This is a genomic window from Paenibacillus sp. UMB4589-SE434, from assembly GCF_030226685.1.
Lineage (GTDB): Bacteria > Bacillota > Bacilli > Paenibacillales > Paenibacillaceae > Paenibacillus_B.
On the sequence record NZ_JASOYK010000008.1, the window covers coordinates 98,139 to 115,084 of the forward strand.

Below are 16,946 nucleotides of genomic sequence, written 5' to 3' on the forward strand. Positions count from 1 at the left end.
CAATGGCCATCACACCAATTAATTAATATCAATAGGATATCAGAACCTTATTAAGCGGCTTTCTAGCCTCTTTCCGATAATGTAAACCAGAACATATAAAAGCAGGGAGCAACCTATAAGTCTTCTCAGACTGTTAGGTGCTCCCTGTTCCTTCATACGTTACAAATTATTTTTTGGTCTGACGGGGACTTGTGTTAACAAGCACGGCTAGCTTCTTCTCGCCCTTAACCATCGGAGACTGACACTGCGGGCAGCTTGGTTCAGTTGAAAAAGAAAAGTTATCCCTCATCCAGCCATTACAGCTCTCGCTTGTGCAAGACCAAATAGGTGTTATTTCTTCAGGAATATCGTCCTGTGGCTTCTTCCGTGAATTGTACATGAACCGTCCCTCTTTCTCTCATAGAATTGTAAACGGTAAAAAATAAATACCCCAAACGCTCGTTCGGGGCACTGTGACTATGCGTTGGCCTTCTGCTAATCTCAATATAACCATTATAGCACTATTTTATCTAAATCTGAATGAAAAATTTTCTTGTTTTGCTTTTGTTTTGTAATCGGTGGAATTGCACAATAATTGATAACCGTTCTTAGTCAGATGTACCTATCCTGATCTCCTATCCTGCATACAATATCCAAGACATGCAGAGGAGAGATTTCATTGGCTAAATATGTTATTCTGAACGCAGATGACTTCGGAATGTCAGAACGAATCAATGAAGGCATCATACACTGTCATCGCTTCGGAACTGTATCAAGCACCTCTATTATGGTCAATATGCCTGCTTTTCAGCATGCTGTTCGGCTTGCCCGCCAGTGTCCAAGGTTAGGTGTTGGTTTACATTTTAACATTGTATCAGGAAAGCCATTGTCACCGCCTCACCTTATCCCATCTCTGATAGGTTCTGATGGTCTGTTTAACGGCCAGCTGCATTCATGGATACAGTCTGAACTAGAGACGGAATTGCAATATCAACTCGACAAGCTGGTTTCAAGCGGTATTCACCCTTCTCACATCGACACCCACCATCATACACATCTGGAAGCTCCCGCAGTCTACAGCGTTCTGTCCACCTGTTCACAGCGTAGCGATATCCCAATACGTTTGAATCCATTAGCACTCCATCTTGTCCCGCGCCCAAAGGGTACTGATTATCTCATTATGGATACGTATGATGACCCAGGGGGTCTCCAGCGTTTGCTTGCTCACATAGAAGCACTGCCAGATGGCACGACAGAGATTATGTGTCATCCGGGATATGCCTACAGACCAGCAATCTCAGAAGCTGATCGTCTTGATACGCGAGAAGCAGAGCTAAGAGTATTCACGGATCCGCAGTTGCTTATTGCGCTCAAACAACATCCTGTCCACCGCATTCATTTTAACCAACTTCCGCAACCTCACCAATTATCCCCCCCTGTGCTCTTTGAACAAAAGTTTCTAACAAATAAAAGACGAAAACCTATTTCAAAGAAGCTTGTTTTCAAAAAAAAGAAGAAAAAACATACCCGCAAATATGGGCGAACAGTCCGCTCTACCCAATCAACCCAAAAGAAGCGCAGGCCGAGATCGTTCCTTTATCCGTTCTATAAATATATATACCCTAGGAAACAAAAATAGCACTGCAAAAGCAGCAAAACTTACTTCACACAACAACTTAGGGTTTCGGGTCAACTCAGCTCTGCCTGAAAACCAAAAGACCGGTATCTCCCCCAGATGAGATACCGGTCTTTCATTGATTTGTGCCCCGCACTTATATAGGATCTCACCTTACACAGGACACACTGCTGGCATTAGAGTACAATTTCGTTGGATGGGGCGGACAAACCACTAACGTTAGAACCGCGGCCATCGCCAACCGATAATACATATACTTTGTATGCGATGCCGTTTCGGATGGCGTTACCTGTTACATCCAGATCCGATGTGGAGAACGTTACAAACGTATCGCCAGTAGTACCTACAATTTTAAAGCCGTAAGGGGCTCTGTTGGCAGCATCCAGGTTAAAGCTCGCTGTCATGTAAGTAGGCACGACCATAACCTTGTAATAGGAAACATTGTTGTTGCTGGACGTTCTGTCAAAGTAAGCCTTAAAGCTTGCGCCGTTCCAATCATTCACAGCTAACACATTCGACACAGCAGCAGGCCCATTCTGATTCAACAAGGCAATCTCAGCCGAAGCCGCAGAAAGCGCGTTGACTGGATTCGATCGATTGTCCGATATCGTAAGTACAAATGCTTTGTACGCCACACCTGCTGTAATCACGTTTCCTGTAATATCTCGCGTATTATCCGACAACTGCTGTCTGGCAAACGCATAATTGCCTTGTTTAGCTACACGAGTGTATCCCCACTCGTAAATTTGATTTGCTGTGTTTAAAGTAAAGGAATTCGCTTGATCCGAACGAACGATAAAAATTCGATACTCAGCCACGTTAGCTTCACTAGCAGGGGTCAAGAAATTAACCTCAATATCTCTAGCTGTACCGTTGGCACTGATCGGTCTTGCAACCACATTTGTAACTGCAGTCACACTTGAATGATTGGACAACATCATATCCGGCGAAGCTGCAGACAGCGCATTACCAGAGTAATTGTCAAATCCAGCCGAGAATACAAATATGCGATAGGAAACACCACTCTTAATTGGCGCACCGTCTACATCTCTGGCACTGGCTGGCAAGTTCATATTAAGATTGCTGCCCGTCTTGCCCACTGGAACATAGTTGGAACCGTTGACCTTGGCTGCTTCAGCCACATTAAACCAGCTGGCATTTGATGATTTCACAACCATAATACGATAATGGCTAATCAGGGACTCATCCGTCGCACGGTTAAACAACACCGTCATATCGCGGCCATCATTATAATCGGCTACATCAATGGCAGATACATTGGTCGCAGCAGAACCATATCCAGCCGAACCTCCGCCAAGCGTAATCATATCCGAGCCGTAAGATAATGCATTAGAGTAGCTGCTGTTGCCTACAGCAAGCGCAAATATTCGATAGCTCACACCGTTTTTAATGGTTGTACCGTCTACATCTCGAGTACTGGCAGTCAGGTTAACGCTCAGGTTACTGCCCGTTTTATTTACGACAGTATAGTTAGAGCTTCTTACATCATTAGCATCACTTAAATTAAATCGGCTTGCATTTCCCGACTTCACCACCATGATGCGGTAATGATTCACATTTGATTCATCAGACGCCCGATTAAACAACACCATCATATCCCGGCCATCATTGTAATCAGCAATATCCAATGCTGTGACGTTTGTTGGCGCATATAATGTTGAGTTTCCTGATAATGTAATTACTTCAGAAGATGTAGACAATGCAGCATTGTTGCTGTTATTGCCTATAGCGAGCACAAATACACGGTAGCTTACACCATTCTGGATGAGGGAGCCGTCCACGTCTCGCGCACTTGCAGACAGGTTTATACTTAGCCCACTTCCAGTCTTGTTAACAGTCGTATAATTGGCGCTTTTTACACTATTTGCTTCGGCTAAGTTGAATCGATCTGCATATCCAGACTTCGCAACCATCACACGGTAATGGCTGATGTTGGATTCATCTGCAGAACGGTTAAAGCTCACTTGCATGTCGCGACCATCATTATAATCACTCACATCACGAGCTGTTACGTAACTTGGCGCGTTCGTATTCGAATTGTTCGTTAAGGTCAGTACTTGTGAAGGCGCAGACAACATGTTATATGAACTATTATCTTTAGACAAACTCATGACAAACAGTTGGTAGCTTTCATTATTTTGAATGGAAGAACCATATATATCACGTGCGGATGAAGACAATGCTGCGGTAATGCTGGAATATCCCGTCTTCGACACATCATGGTATCTGCCATATGATACTTTATTTGCTTCTGCAAGGTTAAAGCTAGCTGCGTCTCTATACTTCACCGCGAATACCCGATATCCACTAATTTTGGACTCATCAGCTGAACGGTTGAAACTAACTTGTACGTCGCGACCGTCACCATAATTATTTATATCCTCAACCTTAGTAATAACTGGTGCACCAATCGAGCTACCCAACGTAATGGATGATCCCGTACTTAGCTTATTCGCCCAAGTGCTTGTGTTATTGCTTATGGATAGCGCATAGATCGTATACGATACGCCATTACGGATCAGCTCACCCGAAGTGTCTCTAGATGAACTATTTAACGTTGTAGTTAACGTACCGCTATTCTTATATACGGTCGTATAATTCTGACTGCTTACGGCATTCGCCGTATTAAGATCGAAGCGATATACCTCAGATGACTTCACTACCATAATGCGGTAACTGTTAATATTGTCATCATACTGCGGTCTGGTGAATGTAACCGATAAGTCTCTTCCATCCCCATACTCGTTCACATCTGCCACTTGCAAGCTGCTAACTGGCAGCACGGAAGAATTAGAACCAATCGTTATGGCTGGGATCTGATAGGACAACCCATACTCATTATTTTTGCCGACCGTAAGGATATACATTACGTACGCTTGGTTATCCTTGATTACATCCCCATCAACGTCCCGTTTACCGGTAGTAATGGATACACGCTGATCCTTCCCATCTTTATAAATGGTCATATAATTACTCGACGAGACCGTTCTTGCTTTAGACAGATCAAAGCTATTTGCTCGATCTGACTTTACAGCCATAACACGATATTGGCTGACACTCGATTCATTCGAAGCTTTCTTAAAGCTGACCGTAATATCACTGGCGTCACCCCTATTGCCAGTTAACTCAGCAGTCACATTCGTTACAGGTGTGAATTCGTTATAATTGCCATTATCCGTTGGTTCGTTACCGTTGTTGCCTTCGTTGGAGGATGAAGTGGTAATGTAAACGCTGGACGTTCTCTCATTCCAGTCAATCTTCTCTCCCATCGCTTCACTGGCAAAGCGTACAGGAACTAACGTTCTCCCTTTAACGACTTGTGCCGGAACATCCAACGTAATATTACGATTGTTCAACTTCGCTGTTTTGGAGCCTATCTTGAGAACCATTTCATTTCCGTTTCTGGAAGCTGTGACGGTCTTCGTAGACTGATTCCAGGAAATCGAAGCATTTAAGGCCTCAAATACGGTTTTTAACGGCAGAAGCGTTCGATTCTTCACCATAATGGGGGCAACATCAGTCGCAAGTCTAGAACCGTTTAAATAAATCTTTATCGTGGGCGCGGCTTGCACTGCTGGCAGATTTACCACAGAGAATAACATCCCAAATGCAACAAGCATCGTAACGATCTTCTTCACTATTCTACCTCCTCAAAATACCCTCTGCAGGGCGGCATGAAAAATACCTGTATAATATTGACTCCTGTTTAGAGGAAATAGTTTTATCTTTTTACAAATTTTTTTGAACTTTTCGTGACAATATGGATAATTAATGAAATAAGACCATCTTTTATGCTTAATTTATAACTATATAATTACTTTAAATATATATTTAACCATTATCACAATTAAAACCTTGCTTCTCTAACGCAAAAAAACTGCCTGCAAAGCCAAAATGACCTTGCGGCAGCTCTTCTTATATTTTGTAACCTATTTGGTAATGTCTCGCCATTCGACGATAAATTCCCCTTCACCGCTATCATGCTCGAATCGACTGTGCTCTTCCATAGCGTTCCCGCATTCACACGACATTTGATCCGAACCATAATTATCGGTTCCAAAAACGATACCCTCACTACGATAGTTGCGTCGACCAGGGACCACCTCAAGCTCTGCTCCACACTTCAAACAGCGAATCATGAATCCACCTTCCGTATGATCGACTCCTTATTCCATATAGTCCTTTAGACGTTTACTGCGGCTTGGGTGCCTTAGCTTCCGCAGTGCCTTCGCTTCTATCTGACGAATACGCTCACGAGTTACCCCAAATACTTTGCCCACCTCTTCTAGTGTGCGTGTACGGCCATCTTCCAGCCCAAAGCGGAGACGCAGTACATTCTCTTCCCGCTCTGTAAGTGTATCCAACACGTCGCCTAACTGCTCCTTCAGGAACTCATATGCCGCGGAATCTACAGGAGCAAGCGCATCTTGATCCTCAATAAAGTCACCAAGCTTGGAGTCATTTTCTTCCCCGATCGGGGTCTCAAGCGAGATTGGATCTTGGGAAATCTTCATAATTTCCCGAACCTTCTCTACACTCAACTCCATTTCCTTGGCAATTTCCTCCACCTCTGGCTCACGTCCCAGCTCCTGTACCATCTGTCTTGAGACACGCGCCAACTTATTGATGGTCTCAATCATATGAACAGGAATACGGATCGTTCTAGCCTGGTCTGCAATAGCACGCGTAATAGCTTGTCTGATCCACCAAGTAGCATAGGTACTAAACTTAAACCCCTTCGTGTAGTCAAACTTATCTACTGCCTTGATCAGACCCATGTTTCCCTCCTGAATGAGATCCAGGAGCTGCATGCCACGTCCTGCATAGCGTCTGGCAATACTAACAACCAATCGCAAGTTCGCTTCCGCCAATATACGCTTGGCTTCTTCATCCCCATCTGCAATTCGCTTGGCCAAGTTCACTTCCTCTTCCGCACTCAACAGGCCGACTCGACCGATCTCCTTCAGATACATACGTACGGAGTCATCAATCTTCATGCCTGGCGGCAGCAGGTCCATTTCTACATCGGATTGAGTATGCACCTCTTCCTTTGCACTGGCCAGACTTCTCTCTAATTCATTACGCTCATCGTTAGCCAATCCTTCGCCCCCCTGAACATCCACATCTGCATCTGCATTTACATGTATTCTTAAGTTGCTGCTTATTCACGACTAGGCTTTGATTATTGACATAGTCAATAATTCATGTTATATTAAAAGTTAATTAAAATAAATAAAATTTGAGTACACATTATAATAACATAAACCTTATATCAATTCAACACTTGAACACCATAAATGATTTCCATTTTCACTTAATAGCATGGCCCGATTTTACAGATTATAACCCCCGACAACTCTTGCCGGGGGTTTATTGCGTGCTTGCAAGATTTAGGTTATTTCCGCCCGTAGTCGGCCTTAATTTCACCCCAAACCTGCGTCTCCCATTTAAGCAGCTTATTGTCATAAGTATTCTTCTGCAGCCACTGCACCGCCCGGTCTACTAGATCCCACACTTCCCTCGTCGATTCGTTCCGTTCAAGCGTGGTAGCGACCTTCTTTTCCCTGACCCACTTTAGTGCTGTTCGAGAGTCGCTATATACAGTCTGAGTGCTTCCCTTCTGCTTCAGATAAGCTAGAGAATGTACAATAGCCAGAAATTCGCCCAAATTGTTAGTGCCATTCGGAATCGGACCTCGAGCAAACAAGACTTCACCTGTCTGCGTATGGACACCTCTGTATTCTATCGGTCCCGGGTTGCCCTTGGTTCCCACATCAACCGAAATACTGTCATAATCAATTTCCGTCTGAACTGCTGCTGCAGTCTTTGTCTGTACCTGCTTCGATCCGCCAGCCGCTTTCTTTCCCCAATGCTTGGTCCAGCCTTCACGATATGCCTTCTCTGCCTCCGCTTTCGACGGGTAAGACTTGTACTTCGCATCTTTGTAATTGTCTACCTGCGATTTGCATTCTGGCCAACTCGTGTAGATCCCCGGTTGATTGCCAGCCCAGACGACATAGTACTTTTGAGCTGTCATCTCATTGCCACCTCCTTGCTTATTCAGACGATGCTGGCACTTCAATGGCTGTTGTCACGTCCATGCCCAGAAGAAGCCATCCCTATCCCAGGCGACTCGTCCGCGATGCAATTTGCGGAATGCCTTCTTAACTTCCTTTTCAAGCGAAGCATTTCCATTTTCATTTACAAATACAAATGATTCACCGAAGTGGGTTCTCACGTAATCTATGACATCAGCTTGATGAGCAATACCTTTGAATTCAATTTCGGCTACCATCCACTCTGCTACCTGCTGCGCTGTAATCTCCATCAGGCTCCACTCCTTGTCCTTCACTTGCTAGCATGTATCCATCCATTATAATGGAGCAGCGCCATAATTCATATTCTTGAATTGAGGATAACTCTTTAACATACAAATAGCTGTCGAGAAATTCTCGACAGCTTCCATATACGAGTAGGCATTATGGCCAACAAATTACGTCTTAAAATGATAAGCTCTCTCCATCTTCCGGTACGCGAATGTATGATGTCAGCCCTTTCTCTTGGAGAAAGCTTCTTAATTCTGTTCTAGCTAGCAGACAATGATTGACCGATTCCATATGAGATACGACCATCAGAGCTTCAGGAGCCGCCTGATGCGTGCGATGAATATCTTCCTTGGTCATCAGTATTGGATCACCTTGCAGAAACTGCGCGGCTCCGCCGTTTACCACGATAACTCCCGGCTGATGCTCCTGTATCGCCGTCTCTACGTCATTGCACCAGATCGTATCCCCCGCTATATATAACGTATGCTCATTAGGATGTGTCAGCACCAAGCCTGATACTTTCCCCATAAGCTGTCCAATCTCACCGGTACCATGCTGTCCATTCGTAAGTTGAATCCGGACGTCACCCACATAAGTACTCTCACCTACTGCCTCTACTTGCTGGAAGCCATCGGCTCTGATTGATGCTGCATCCTGCTCAGATTGCGCAAGAATACGCATTTGCTTTGGCAAAAGTCTTTTAGCAGCATCGTCAAAATGATCTAGATGTAGGTACGTAACTATCGTCACGTCAGCTTTCACGATCTCCTCCGCTGCCACTGGCAGTTCAACGAGAGGATTGTGTTTATCTGCATTTGGCGTGTTCGGAAATGAAGGATAGGCTCCTTTTTCCGCTAGAAAAGGATCTATAAGAAATTCAACGCCTCCAAATTGGACCCGCAGCGTCGCATTGCGAATTTGGGTAATGTTCATAATCTGATCTCCTCCTTTATCTGTCTCCTTCTATAGGATAAAATGTAAGCAGCCTATTTGGACATAGATAGGATCAAGAATACGATATGCAGCACTTGATTAATGAAAGAGGTTGTGATGAATGCTGGATCATACAGACAAACAAATCTTGAAGGAGCTTAAACTGAATAGCCGCATTTCCATGAAAGAGCTGGGGCAGAAGATTCATATGACTGGGCAGGCGACCGCAAATCGAGTATCAAAGCTAGAGGAAGAAGGCATTATTAAACAATATACCGTGCAGCTTGATGAAATTAAAACCGGTTATCCGGTCCACACCTTTATTAATATCTATACAAAAGAGTTTGATCATCGTCCCTACTTATCCTTTATTGCCGCGCAGTCACCCCATGTGATTGCCAACTATAAAATTAGCGGCGAAGGCTGCTACATGCTGGAGTGCAGGTTCGCCTCCAACGAAGATTTGGATCATTTCTTAGTTGCGTTAAATCGATTCGTCAATTATAAGCTGTCGATCGTGATCAATCAAAGTATATAGGAGCAGGGTCCCCCCTCTTGATACATCTTGATGACGGAAGCCCGTTAGAAAGGATCTGCGGGCTCTGCTGCTTTGATACCTATTTCTATGGTGAGATGATAGCACTAGCGCACATTTCATAGAGCACCTTATCAGATAATTAACACAGTAAGCACCGCAGCAGCCAGCAGGAAGCATAACGGCGAGAAGACCCTGGTATCCCACCTGGCAAACAGCGTTCCTTTCTCTGTCTTGAAAAATCCTACCCAACGGAACTCTCCGATCGCTCGCAGCAGGAACACCCCAAATATTACCCAACCGCCCCACTGATACACCCAGCCAGGCAGCAGAGGCTCCGTTAATCCACCGATACCCATTATAATAGCAGCAGCAAAAGCAAGCATGGCTGCTACCCCTAACGTACCTATCTTACCTGGCGTAAATAATCGTTTATTTCCTCGAACCGGGATCACTGCCTCGATCCCCCATCGCCCGCCCAACATCCAATATACGTGCAGGACACTCAATCCCAGCAGCACACAACTAACAGTTAATGATAGTACCGCAATCATTCAATCCCTCCTTCTGCCTGAATCACGTACTCCCACAATAATGCAGTTAGCTGATCCGCATTCGCAGTAGGCCCAAGATACTTATTACGCTCATACCACCCCAAGTAAAAATGGTAGATCACCGTCGCCAGCGAAAATGCCTTTTCCTGTGGAAAGCCATGTTCCACTAACAGAGAAGTCATAAAGTCTATTCGATCGTTCTCAACCTTTTCCAACAAGTCACGATATTGAAAATTCTCTTGTCCCATTCTCCGCAAATAGTAGACAAAATCCTTCCCTGTATGGGTTGAAAACATCGACGTCAACAGTACTTTAATTCGAGCATCCACACTCTGCTCCATTAGACTACACTGCATGACCTCATAGGTGGCTCGACGTACCCACTCATCAACGAGACACCTGATAAACTGCTCTCGATCACCAAAGTACCAGTAGAAGCTGCTTTTGCTGCATCCCAACTCTCTGGCCATCTTCTCAATCAACAAAGCATCGGCTCCCCCTACCGCGAAATTACCAATTCCTTTCTCAATCCATTCCTCTTTTGTCACAACTATCTTAGGCATATCTGAGCCATTCCTTTTCTGTACGTCACCGTACATATCATTTATTTCCATTATATCTCTGCGGGATGTCATTTTCAAGACATGTGTACGAATACGACTTGATGATGGATGGCAATCACGATTAAGCTGTGCAAACACTTTATGCTCATAAAAAAGAACCTCCTATTCCACAAAATTTGTGGGTCAGAAGGTTCTTCTGCTCTTCTATAGAGCGCTCTGAATCTCATCAGATGTATTAAATTATAGAAAATCCCTGCGAATTACATGTCGCTTAAGGTGCTTTTATCGTTGTTCCTTGCACGTAATCATCTGCGTCTTTCCACTGGACACGGATTGATTTGGAGGTAAACAGATCAGCTCCGTCCGACACTTGGAAATGAAGGTGCGCTTCGCTGGAATTGCCTGAGTTCCCGCATTTTCCAAGATCATCACCGGCCTTCACGACGTCCCCCACCTGCACAAGCGCTGAACCTTTTTGTAGATGTGCGTAGAAGCTGAATTCTCCGTTGCCATGATCAATGATCACATGATTGCCAGCAGGCTGTGCACTGTTCATTACACCTACAGGCACATTGTCCGCTATATCATTTACAACCGCCACAACTTTACCTCCAGCAGCAGCTAAAATCGGTTGGCCAAAAGCATAATAACTTTCATTTTTCGAAACATCGCCCTTATAGCTGTACCCATTCTTCTCCATCACAATGTCATAGGCATAGCGCTGCGTTTCATGTTCGTAATGATAGTTAACCAAAGCATTCGTTCCGCCCCAAAAGGTGAACCAATTGCCATGGAAGGGCAGTTGGAACTTCGTTTTTGTACGCTTAGCATCAGTCTGCGGATATTTTTGTAACGGCTTAAACAAAATACTGTGAATGGTGTGCTTGCTGTCAAAGATAGCCTCTACACCTTTATCACCTTTGCTGCTCACCCACGCATATCTTTGGAGACCGTTCACTGGCAACTTAGAAGACAGTTTGTAAGATCCAGCGCCTTTATGGAACGGGATACCAACTTTCTTAAACTCATTTAACGGAATCTGTTTTTTTAATGCCGCGCTAAGTTGTTTATAAATACGCTCGTATTTCTCTTGCAGCAGCAGCTTTGGCAGTTGGTCGGGTGTAAATAAAGCTGGTTTGCTTGGTACGGCTTTATTTTGTTGTGTAGACGCTTTTGCTGGTGAGCCGGAATTCGTAGTGTTGGACGCTCCTGCAAAAACTGTCATTGAGCCGGCAGATAAGGCACAAATCAAACTTAAGAGAACGATATTCCGTTTCATTGTTCGATTATTCATACAATCCATCACTCCTTTTATGTCTATATAAGGAGTGTAGACGACGTAGTTTATCGGGTATGAAACGGAAGTTTAACGGAACCTTAATTCGATCTGAAACAACTTAACTGTTCACTCGTGTAAAGCCTTCCTCCTGCAAATAGTCAACCGCTTCCTCATATGTTTCAAATACCGTGTCTAGATTTAAACCTGCATAGACATACCACATCTGGTCTTCATCTTCAAAACATAGGGTAAGCATATGCTTATCAGCATCCAGCCACCGTTCTTCTGTAGTTTGTACAACCGGTTCTGCTGGTGTTGATGGCGTGCCAGCCAGCGAGCGGATCGAATTTGTGATCAGCGTCCTCAATTCATCTGCGCTTAAGTCACGAATATTTACCATGCCTTTGTCGTCTGTAGCATAGCCTTTGATATGGCCGGCATAAACAAATCCATTGCCATTTGGATGCAGATGGTACACCACTGTCTTCTTATCGTAAACACTTTGCTCATAATGATAATTCATACGTCCAAGTGATACTGACTTCCGCTGCAATTCAGGGAATGAATCCGCTATCGCCGATTTTTGTTCAAAGCTGAGCATGTACGTTCCTCCATGTAACTAGATTAATACCGTGTATTATACCATAGCCTCAAAGCTCACCTACATTCTGTAGAACTGCTTCTTGGCTGTCAGTAACCTGATTGATGAGGCATCGCTCTTCCACAAGGACTCGCCCCACATATATACATTGCTGTCCTTGAATTTCAGCTAAAACCCTCGAGCATTCGCCGCCCCCTGTCCCTTTTTTATGAATATCATAACTGTACAGTCAGTACAAAAGGAGACAATACGTGATGCTCCAGCAATCAAAAGTAAAAACATTTAAATACCGTGTTGGCAAAAACAAGTACCTTGTCATTAAAATATACCAGTCAGCAACTGCAAAAGCCGTTCACGGGAATGCATTGGCTAGTAATGCCATTAATTTAAAAATTTTTAAAGCTATTCAGAAAAGGAGAAAGAAGCGGTAATTGCAAGGTTAATATTGTAGTAAGGAGTGAAGAAAGATGTCCAAAGTCCAAAGAAAAACGCGTACCAGGGAAGGTTCTAACCGTGTAAATGTCAAACAGTCGGCTAGCGCAAGCACAGGTCAAGGTGGAAATGCATTTGCGATAAATGCATCAGATGTAGGTGTAGTAAGAACCGATATTAGACCTAAAAAGTAAATGTCGTAAGGTATTAAATTGAAAAGAAGACATCCTTCATCCGGATGTCTTCATCGATATTTTTAGCTTACTAATGTGCTTATTTGCCTCTTCCTACACTGCGAGCTCAAAGTCACTAAACGATATTGCCAATTAGGCATAACAATAAGGTGATCGGCACTGCCGAAAACAGAGGTAAAGCCTCCAGTTATTGCATGGCAGAACACTATGGAACTAACCCCCTTAACATCAAGGTAAATAGGACAGCAGCAGTGTAATAAGTACTACTAATATCAATCCAATCAGCAGCTTGGTGATCGATAACCATAACTCATCTAGGTATTAGGCTATAGACCCGGTAAAGATTTCAACGGTAGAAGCTTATTCCCCCATAAAGCATGCGCCGATTGTTAACGCCCACAAGAAGGTACCTGCTGTCCGCTCCCTTTGCCTCATCTTCCATCTTCTACGCCAGCTTCTTCGAATGGGCTTCCTATCTCATACATATAAAATCATGAAACTGTGCCTCTTTAAACGATCGGTATTCCGTCCATTTTTCGTTTTTATGCATCACTGCACCGATAAGAACGGCGAGTAGTCTTTTTTACCTGTTTTTTAAAAATAGTTAAAAATATTTAACATTCGACATTATTCGACACATTTTTCACTGGCATGTTGGCAAAATTGTGGTAATATAAATGAAAACTAAAAAATTGCTAAAGATTATGAACGAACAACCTGCGTAAATTTTCGAATGACCACCAACTTCTCCGTACATACAAGAACTTGCTTCTTTCTGCGGACTACTTACCTAAGTTAAGGAACATCTCATTTACTCTCAAGTCTAATGTGTATCCTCATCAGAACTGCCTACCTGAAATTTTTGCACATCCACCATGTTGAGAACAGTCCTGCATCTCCCAAGATTACGCAAACGCAGCCATTTCTTGCAACCTGAACAGAGGTATTGAGGGCATATCGACTTATCGCGCATGCAAAGGAGGTAAGGATAATGTATCAAGGATTGCCAATGTGGCAAAAGCTGTACATGCATGTCAAATGGTTTACTACTGACCAAGAGTGGACGCCTCAAGCAATCAACAAAGTGATAACCCCTACATTTTTGTTCTGGCTTTGCTTTACTGTAGCAGTGCTTCTCCTGACTGCAATCTTTAATGAGTCTATTGATCGTATTGGTATCGTTCGCAAGGTACATTCTTCACTCAATAGTTTAAAGCGCTTTCAACAACTTGTCCTTCGTGTCGGTCTGGGACTTGGACTTATCTTGCAACTATTTACCGGGACTTATCTTGCTCCTACGCTCGTATCCAACGATTGGTGGGTATATGCGGTACTTGTAGTGGCGATCCTTGGACTCCTGCATCGGAAGAGCCTCTTCGTTAGTGGAGCAGCACTGACTACCCTATATATTAAAGCGCTTACTACTTATGGTCTGTTCCATGCACTGGATTATATGTTCTATCTCGGCATTATGTATTATTTGTTTGTAGCTGAAACCAGATGGTATCGAACGGCAATTCCTGTACTCTATATTTGTACAGGACTCTCTCTCGCTTGGCTGGCTATGGAGAAGATGACACTAGCTAAGCTTGCTTGTTCTTTAATGCATGAGTATGGTTTGCCAACGCTCGGTTTTACCGTGGAAGACTTCGTGCTAATTAGTGCTTTTATCGAGATGGGTCTTGCGTGGGCGTTTATCGTCGGACTTATGAATCGATTTACAGCATTGCTGTTAACGGGAGTCTTTCTGGCCACAACCACCGTGTTTGGCTTCACGGAGATCGTTGGACACACTGTCGTCCATACATTGTTGATTATTTTCTTGATCGTTGGACGAGAGGATAGGAAGATTCTGTTCGAGTTTAAGCAAGCATCAAAGCTGCGTTACACCTTCGTTGCCGTAAACTTCTGCGTGATGTTGTTCGGCATGATGCTCGTATACGTCTGGATGGGGCAGCCTGCCAATGGATTTGTCGTACAAAATCATTCGGTAATTACAAATCACTCCATTCCACATGCAGCTAATACAAGTCCAGCGAGCACTCCTCATCATTAACAACTTGTTTCCCATATGACAAATGATAAGCGCTATCATTTAAAGTTTCTCATGGGTTGGCTGGTTCGAGCATACCGATGGAGTGGATGTTGCAATCTGCAACATCCTTGATGCAGCCGAAGAATAGTTAGAGGACGTCCATTGTAGACGTCCTTCTAACCACAACTAACTATCCCTTTTTTATTCAGGTCTAAGGGCAAACCGTAAGGAGCGATTAATAAATACAGGCAGCACCGAAATATGCCCCTCTCCCTCAAACTCTTTGAACTCCACTTGAAAGTGTGGATACGACAGACCAGATAAACGTTGGGCAAAAGCATTTACCTTTTCAATATGACCCGTAAAATGCCCTTTCTCATTCTCACCTGCTCCAATCAATAACCTAATGTGATGTTCGCTTTGTGCCAGATCAGCCGTAAATTGCTGCTCATGCGCGAGAAACTCTGCCTCATTCCAGTGAACGGACGGACTGACCGACAAATAATTTTCGAACAATCCTGGCTTCGCAAACATCGCATAAAGAACAAACAATCCACCTAGAGAATGCCCAAATATCGATTGTCTCGAGGCATCTACTTGGTATCGCTCTTGAATATCGGGCATAAGCTCCTCTGCAATAAACTGCAGAAAGGCTGCGGCCCCTCCCTCTTTATACGGCTTCGTTCCATCCGCTTTAAGGTTGTAAGGACTCGTACCGGCAATCGTATAATCACAGTAGCGTTCTGGAGAGAAAGGTCCTTCCGTTTCATATCCGATGCCGACTACAATTGCAGGGATCACGCCGCTCTTATCCGGATTACGGCCTTGTAATCTTGCCGTCTCCACCATCGTGCAAAATACAGAATTGCCGTCAAGCATATAAATGACAGGATAACCGGCAGCAGGAGGCCCCTCGGCGGGCACTGCCACTTGAATATGATACTTACGATTCTCCGCTCGCGAGCGAACAAACCACTGCTCAGAGCCTGGAATCTGCACAGGGACTCGCTTATTGCCTTCAACAGCCTGTGCGCCTTCTATGCTTGTCTCGTAAGGCATATCTTCATTTCCTCCCCATTGAAAATAGTTCTCACTATTAAATGATTATATGATAATGTGCAGTGCGGTCACCATGGACGTTATTCTGTTCTACGCATGGACAAATTTCCGTGATCAGTTTCCTTTAGCACATCCTCTCTTTCTATACGAGTTCTCCTGTTATGGACCCGACATTTCATTGTATCCACAATTTCTATCACAACAAATAATCCCCTTGGGCAATACCTGAAAGTCCATCCACAAGCGATGACTTTACATGGCCTGCCACAAGGGGAGCACATGATAGTAACGAGCGAAATAACCTTATGAGCGGCATGGTCACCCGTCATTCTCGTCTACATTCTTGTTCAGCTTATAAATCTTTGACATTGTTATACATGACGGAAAGGATTCGTCTAAAAGTCTCCACCTCTTCTTCCGACAGTCCTTCAATCGTTTTCTGATATGCTTCTATAGAAGGAGCAAGAATCTCTTCTTTGACGTCTCTTCCTTTATCGGTCAAATACACGCGTAAAGATCTACGATCCGTCTCATGCGTGACCCGATAAATAAAACTCTTTTTCTCTAGTTTAAACAGCATACGTGCAATATTAGTCTGATCTTTGCACAATCGTTCCGCAAGTTCCTTCTGGGTAATCCCTTCATTTTCCCATAACACAACTAGTATTTCCCATTGATCAACGGTAATGTCAAAGGGATTAACTACCTTCTGATAATAATTGTTAAGCTTTAAATCTGCCCGATGGACAATAACACCGATATACTTTTCTAATTCCAATGTGAGCCCCCGAATTCATAA

The 16,946-nt window shown here is 43.9% G+C and carries 18 protein-coding genes; 5 read left to right on the plus strand and 13 right to left on the minus strand.

The window, feature by feature from the left end; genetic code table 11:
- Positions 1 to 166: 166 nt before the first annotated feature.
- Positions 167 to 379, minus strand: coding sequence for a cold-shock protein (locus QP775_RS21805; RefSeq protein WP_028547162.1), 213 nt, complete (start codon positions 377 to 379; stop codon positions 167 to 169).
- 279 nt (positions 380 to 658) lie between these two features.
- Between QP775_RS21805 and QP775_RS21810 the strand changes: the two genes are divergently transcribed.
- Positions 659 to 1,618 (plus strand): carbohydrate deacetylase, encoded by a 960-nt coding sequence (locus QP775_RS21810; protein WP_285108960.1) that lies wholly within the window; start codon positions 659 to 661, stop codon positions 1,616 to 1,618.
- A 173-nt stretch (positions 1,619 to 1,791) separates the two neighbouring features.
- Here QP775_RS21810 and QP775_RS21815 read toward each other — a convergent pair whose 3' ends face one another.
- From QP775_RS21815 to QP775_RS21840, 6 genes are all read right to left on the minus strand, one after another.
- Complete coding sequence (locus tag QP775_RS21815) at positions 1,792 to 5,274, minus strand: copper amine oxidase N-terminal domain-containing protein (protein ID WP_285108961.1); 3,483 nt, start codon at positions 5,272 to 5,274, stop codon at positions 1,792 to 1,794.
- A gap of 291 nt (positions 5,275 to 5,565) precedes the next feature.
- Complete coding sequence (locus tag QP775_RS21820) at positions 5,566 to 5,775, minus strand: hypothetical protein (protein WP_239329608.1); 210 nt, start codon at positions 5,773 to 5,775, stop codon at positions 5,566 to 5,568.
- A gap of 27 nt (positions 5,776 to 5,802) precedes the next feature.
- Entirely contained in the window at positions 5,803 to 6,801 is a 999-nt protein-coding gene (gene rpoD, locus QP775_RS21825; protein ID WP_481857272.1) for an RNA polymerase sigma factor RpoD, read from the minus strand.
- A 230-nt stretch (positions 6,802 to 7,031) separates the two neighbouring features.
- Entirely contained in the window at positions 7,032 to 7,673 is a 642-nt protein-coding gene (rnhA, locus tag QP775_RS21830; RefSeq protein ID WP_239329610.1) for a ribonuclease H, read from the minus strand.
- 54 nt (positions 7,674 to 7,727) lie between these two features.
- Positions 7,728 to 7,964, minus strand: a complete 237-nt coding sequence (locus tag QP775_RS21835; RefSeq protein ID WP_285108963.1) for a DUF6953 family protein — start codon at positions 7,962 to 7,964, stop codon at positions 7,728 to 7,730.
- Positions 7,965 to 8,136: 172 nt separating this feature from the next.
- Entirely contained in the window at positions 8,137 to 8,895 is a 759-nt protein-coding gene (locus QP775_RS21840; protein WP_285108964.1) for an MBL fold metallo-hydrolase, read from the minus strand.
- 121 nt (positions 8,896 to 9,016) lie between these two features.
- Between QP775_RS21840 and QP775_RS21845 the strand changes: the two genes are divergently transcribed.
- Positions 9,017 to 9,433, plus strand: coding sequence for an Lrp/AsnC family transcriptional regulator (locus QP775_RS21845; RefSeq protein ID WP_239329616.1), 417 nt, complete (start codon positions 9,017 to 9,019; stop codon positions 9,431 to 9,433).
- 131 nt (positions 9,434 to 9,564) lie between these two features.
- Here the strand turns inward: QP775_RS21845 and QP775_RS21850 are convergent, their stop codons facing one another.
- The 4 genes from QP775_RS21850 to QP775_RS21865 form a co-directional block, all read right to left on the minus strand.
- Complete coding sequence (locus tag QP775_RS21850) at positions 9,565 to 9,984, minus strand: DUF3995 domain-containing protein (RefSeq protein WP_285108965.1); 420 nt, start codon at positions 9,982 to 9,984, stop codon at positions 9,565 to 9,567.
- Entirely contained in the window at positions 9,981 to 10,547 is a 567-nt protein-coding gene (locus QP775_RS21855; protein WP_285108966.1) for a TetR/AcrR family transcriptional regulator, read from the minus strand. The genes QP775_RS21850 and QP775_RS21855 overlap by 4 nt, the downstream gene beginning before the upstream one ends.
- Positions 10,548 to 10,818: 271 nt before the next feature.
- A complete protein-coding gene (locus QP775_RS21860; protein ID WP_285108967.1) occupies positions 10,819 to 11,841 on the minus strand; it encodes a peptidoglycan DD-metalloendopeptidase family protein in 1,023 nt (340 codons plus the stop codon).
- A 103-nt stretch (positions 11,842 to 11,944) separates the two neighbouring features.
- Positions 11,945 to 12,427, minus strand: coding sequence for a hypothetical protein (locus tag QP775_RS21865; RefSeq protein WP_239329624.1), 483 nt, complete (start codon positions 12,425 to 12,427; stop codon positions 11,945 to 11,947).
- 254 nt (positions 12,428 to 12,681) lie between these two features.
- On the opposite strand from QP775_RS21865, the gene QP775_RS21870 reads away from it, so the two are divergent.
- From QP775_RS21870 to QP775_RS21880, 3 genes are all read left to right on the plus strand, one after another.
- Entirely contained in the window at positions 12,682 to 12,858 is a 177-nt protein-coding gene (locus QP775_RS21870; RefSeq protein WP_285108968.1) for a hypothetical protein, read from the plus strand.
- Positions 12,859 to 12,894: 36 nt separating this feature from the next.
- Positions 12,895 to 13,053 carry a hypothetical protein gene (locus QP775_RS21875; RefSeq protein WP_239329628.1) on the plus strand — a complete coding sequence of 53 codons (159 nt, stop codon included), beginning with the start codon at positions 12,895 to 12,897 and terminating at the stop codon, positions 13,051 to 13,053.
- 991 nt (positions 13,054 to 14,044) lie between these two features.
- The gene (locus tag QP775_RS21880; RefSeq protein ID WP_285108969.1) at positions 14,045 to 15,109 is read left to right on the plus strand and encodes a hypothetical protein; all 1,065 of its coding nucleotides are present in this window, start codon (positions 14,045 to 14,047) and stop codon (positions 15,107 to 15,109) included.
- A gap of 180 nt (positions 15,110 to 15,289) precedes the next feature.
- On the opposite strand, the gene QP775_RS21885 is transcribed toward QP775_RS21880, so the two are convergent.
- Positions 15,290 to 16,147 (minus strand): alpha/beta hydrolase, encoded by an 858-nt coding sequence (locus QP775_RS21885; protein ID WP_285108970.1) that lies wholly within the window; start codon positions 16,145 to 16,147, stop codon positions 15,290 to 15,292.
- Positions 16,148 to 16,499: 352 nt separating this feature from the next.
- Complete coding sequence (locus QP775_RS21890) at positions 16,500 to 16,925, minus strand: MarR family winged helix-turn-helix transcriptional regulator (protein ID WP_239329634.1); 426 nt, start codon at positions 16,923 to 16,925, stop codon at positions 16,500 to 16,502.
- Between the last annotated feature and the right edge of the window lie 21 nt (positions 16,926 to 16,946).

Excerpts from the sequence above, each read along its gene's own strand:
- QP775_RS21805 (WP_028547162.1), bottom strand. The coding sequence starts at position 379 with ATGTACAATTCACGGAAGAAGCCACAGGACGATATTCCTGAAGAAATA.
- QP775_RS21820 (WP_239329608.1), bottom strand. The coding sequence starts at position 5,775 with ATGATTCGCTGTTTGAAGTGTGGAGCAGAGCTTGAGGTGGTCCCTGGT.
- rnhA (WP_239329610.1), bottom strand. The coding sequence starts at position 7,673 with ATGACAGCTCAAAAGTACTATGTCGTCTGGGCTGGCAATCAACCGGGG.
- QP775_RS21835 (WP_285108963.1), bottom strand. The coding sequence starts at position 7,964 with ATGGAGATTACAGCGCAGCAGGTAGCAGAGTGGATGGTAGCCGAAATT.
- QP775_RS21840 (WP_285108964.1), bottom strand. The coding sequence starts at position 8,895 with ATGAACATTACCCAAATTCGCAATGCGACGCTGCGGGTCCAATTTGGA.
- QP775_RS21845 (WP_239329616.1), top strand. The coding sequence starts at position 9,017 with ATGCTGGATCATACAGACAAACAAATCTTGAAGGAGCTTAAACTGAAT.
- QP775_RS21850 (WP_285108965.1), bottom strand. The coding sequence starts at position 9,984 with ATGATTGCGGTACTATCATTAACTGTTAGTTGTGTGCTGCTGGGATTG.
- QP775_RS21855 (WP_285108966.1), bottom strand. The coding sequence starts at position 10,547 with ATGCCTAAGATAGTTGTGACAAAAGAGGAATGGATTGAGAAAGGAATT.
- QP775_RS21860 (WP_285108967.1), bottom strand. The coding sequence starts at position 11,841 with ATGAATAATCGAACAATGAAACGGAATATCGTTCTCTTAAGTTTGATT.
- QP775_RS21865 (WP_239329624.1), bottom strand. The coding sequence starts at position 12,427 with ATGCTCAGCTTTGAACAAAAATCGGCGATAGCGGATTCATTCCCTGAA.
- QP775_RS21870 (WP_285108968.1), top strand. The coding sequence starts at position 12,682 with ATGCTCCAGCAATCAAAAGTAAAAACATTTAAATACCGTGTTGGCAAA.
- QP775_RS21875 (WP_239329628.1), top strand. The coding sequence starts at position 12,895 with ATGTCCAAAGTCCAAAGAAAAACGCGTACCAGGGAAGGTTCTAACCGT.
- QP775_RS21880 (WP_285108969.1), top strand. The coding sequence starts at position 14,045 with ATGTATCAAGGATTGCCAATGTGGCAAAAGCTGTACATGCATGTCAAA.
- QP775_RS21885 (WP_285108970.1), bottom strand. The coding sequence starts at position 16,147 with ATGCCTTACGAGACAAGCATAGAAGGCGCACAGGCTGTTGAAGGCAAT.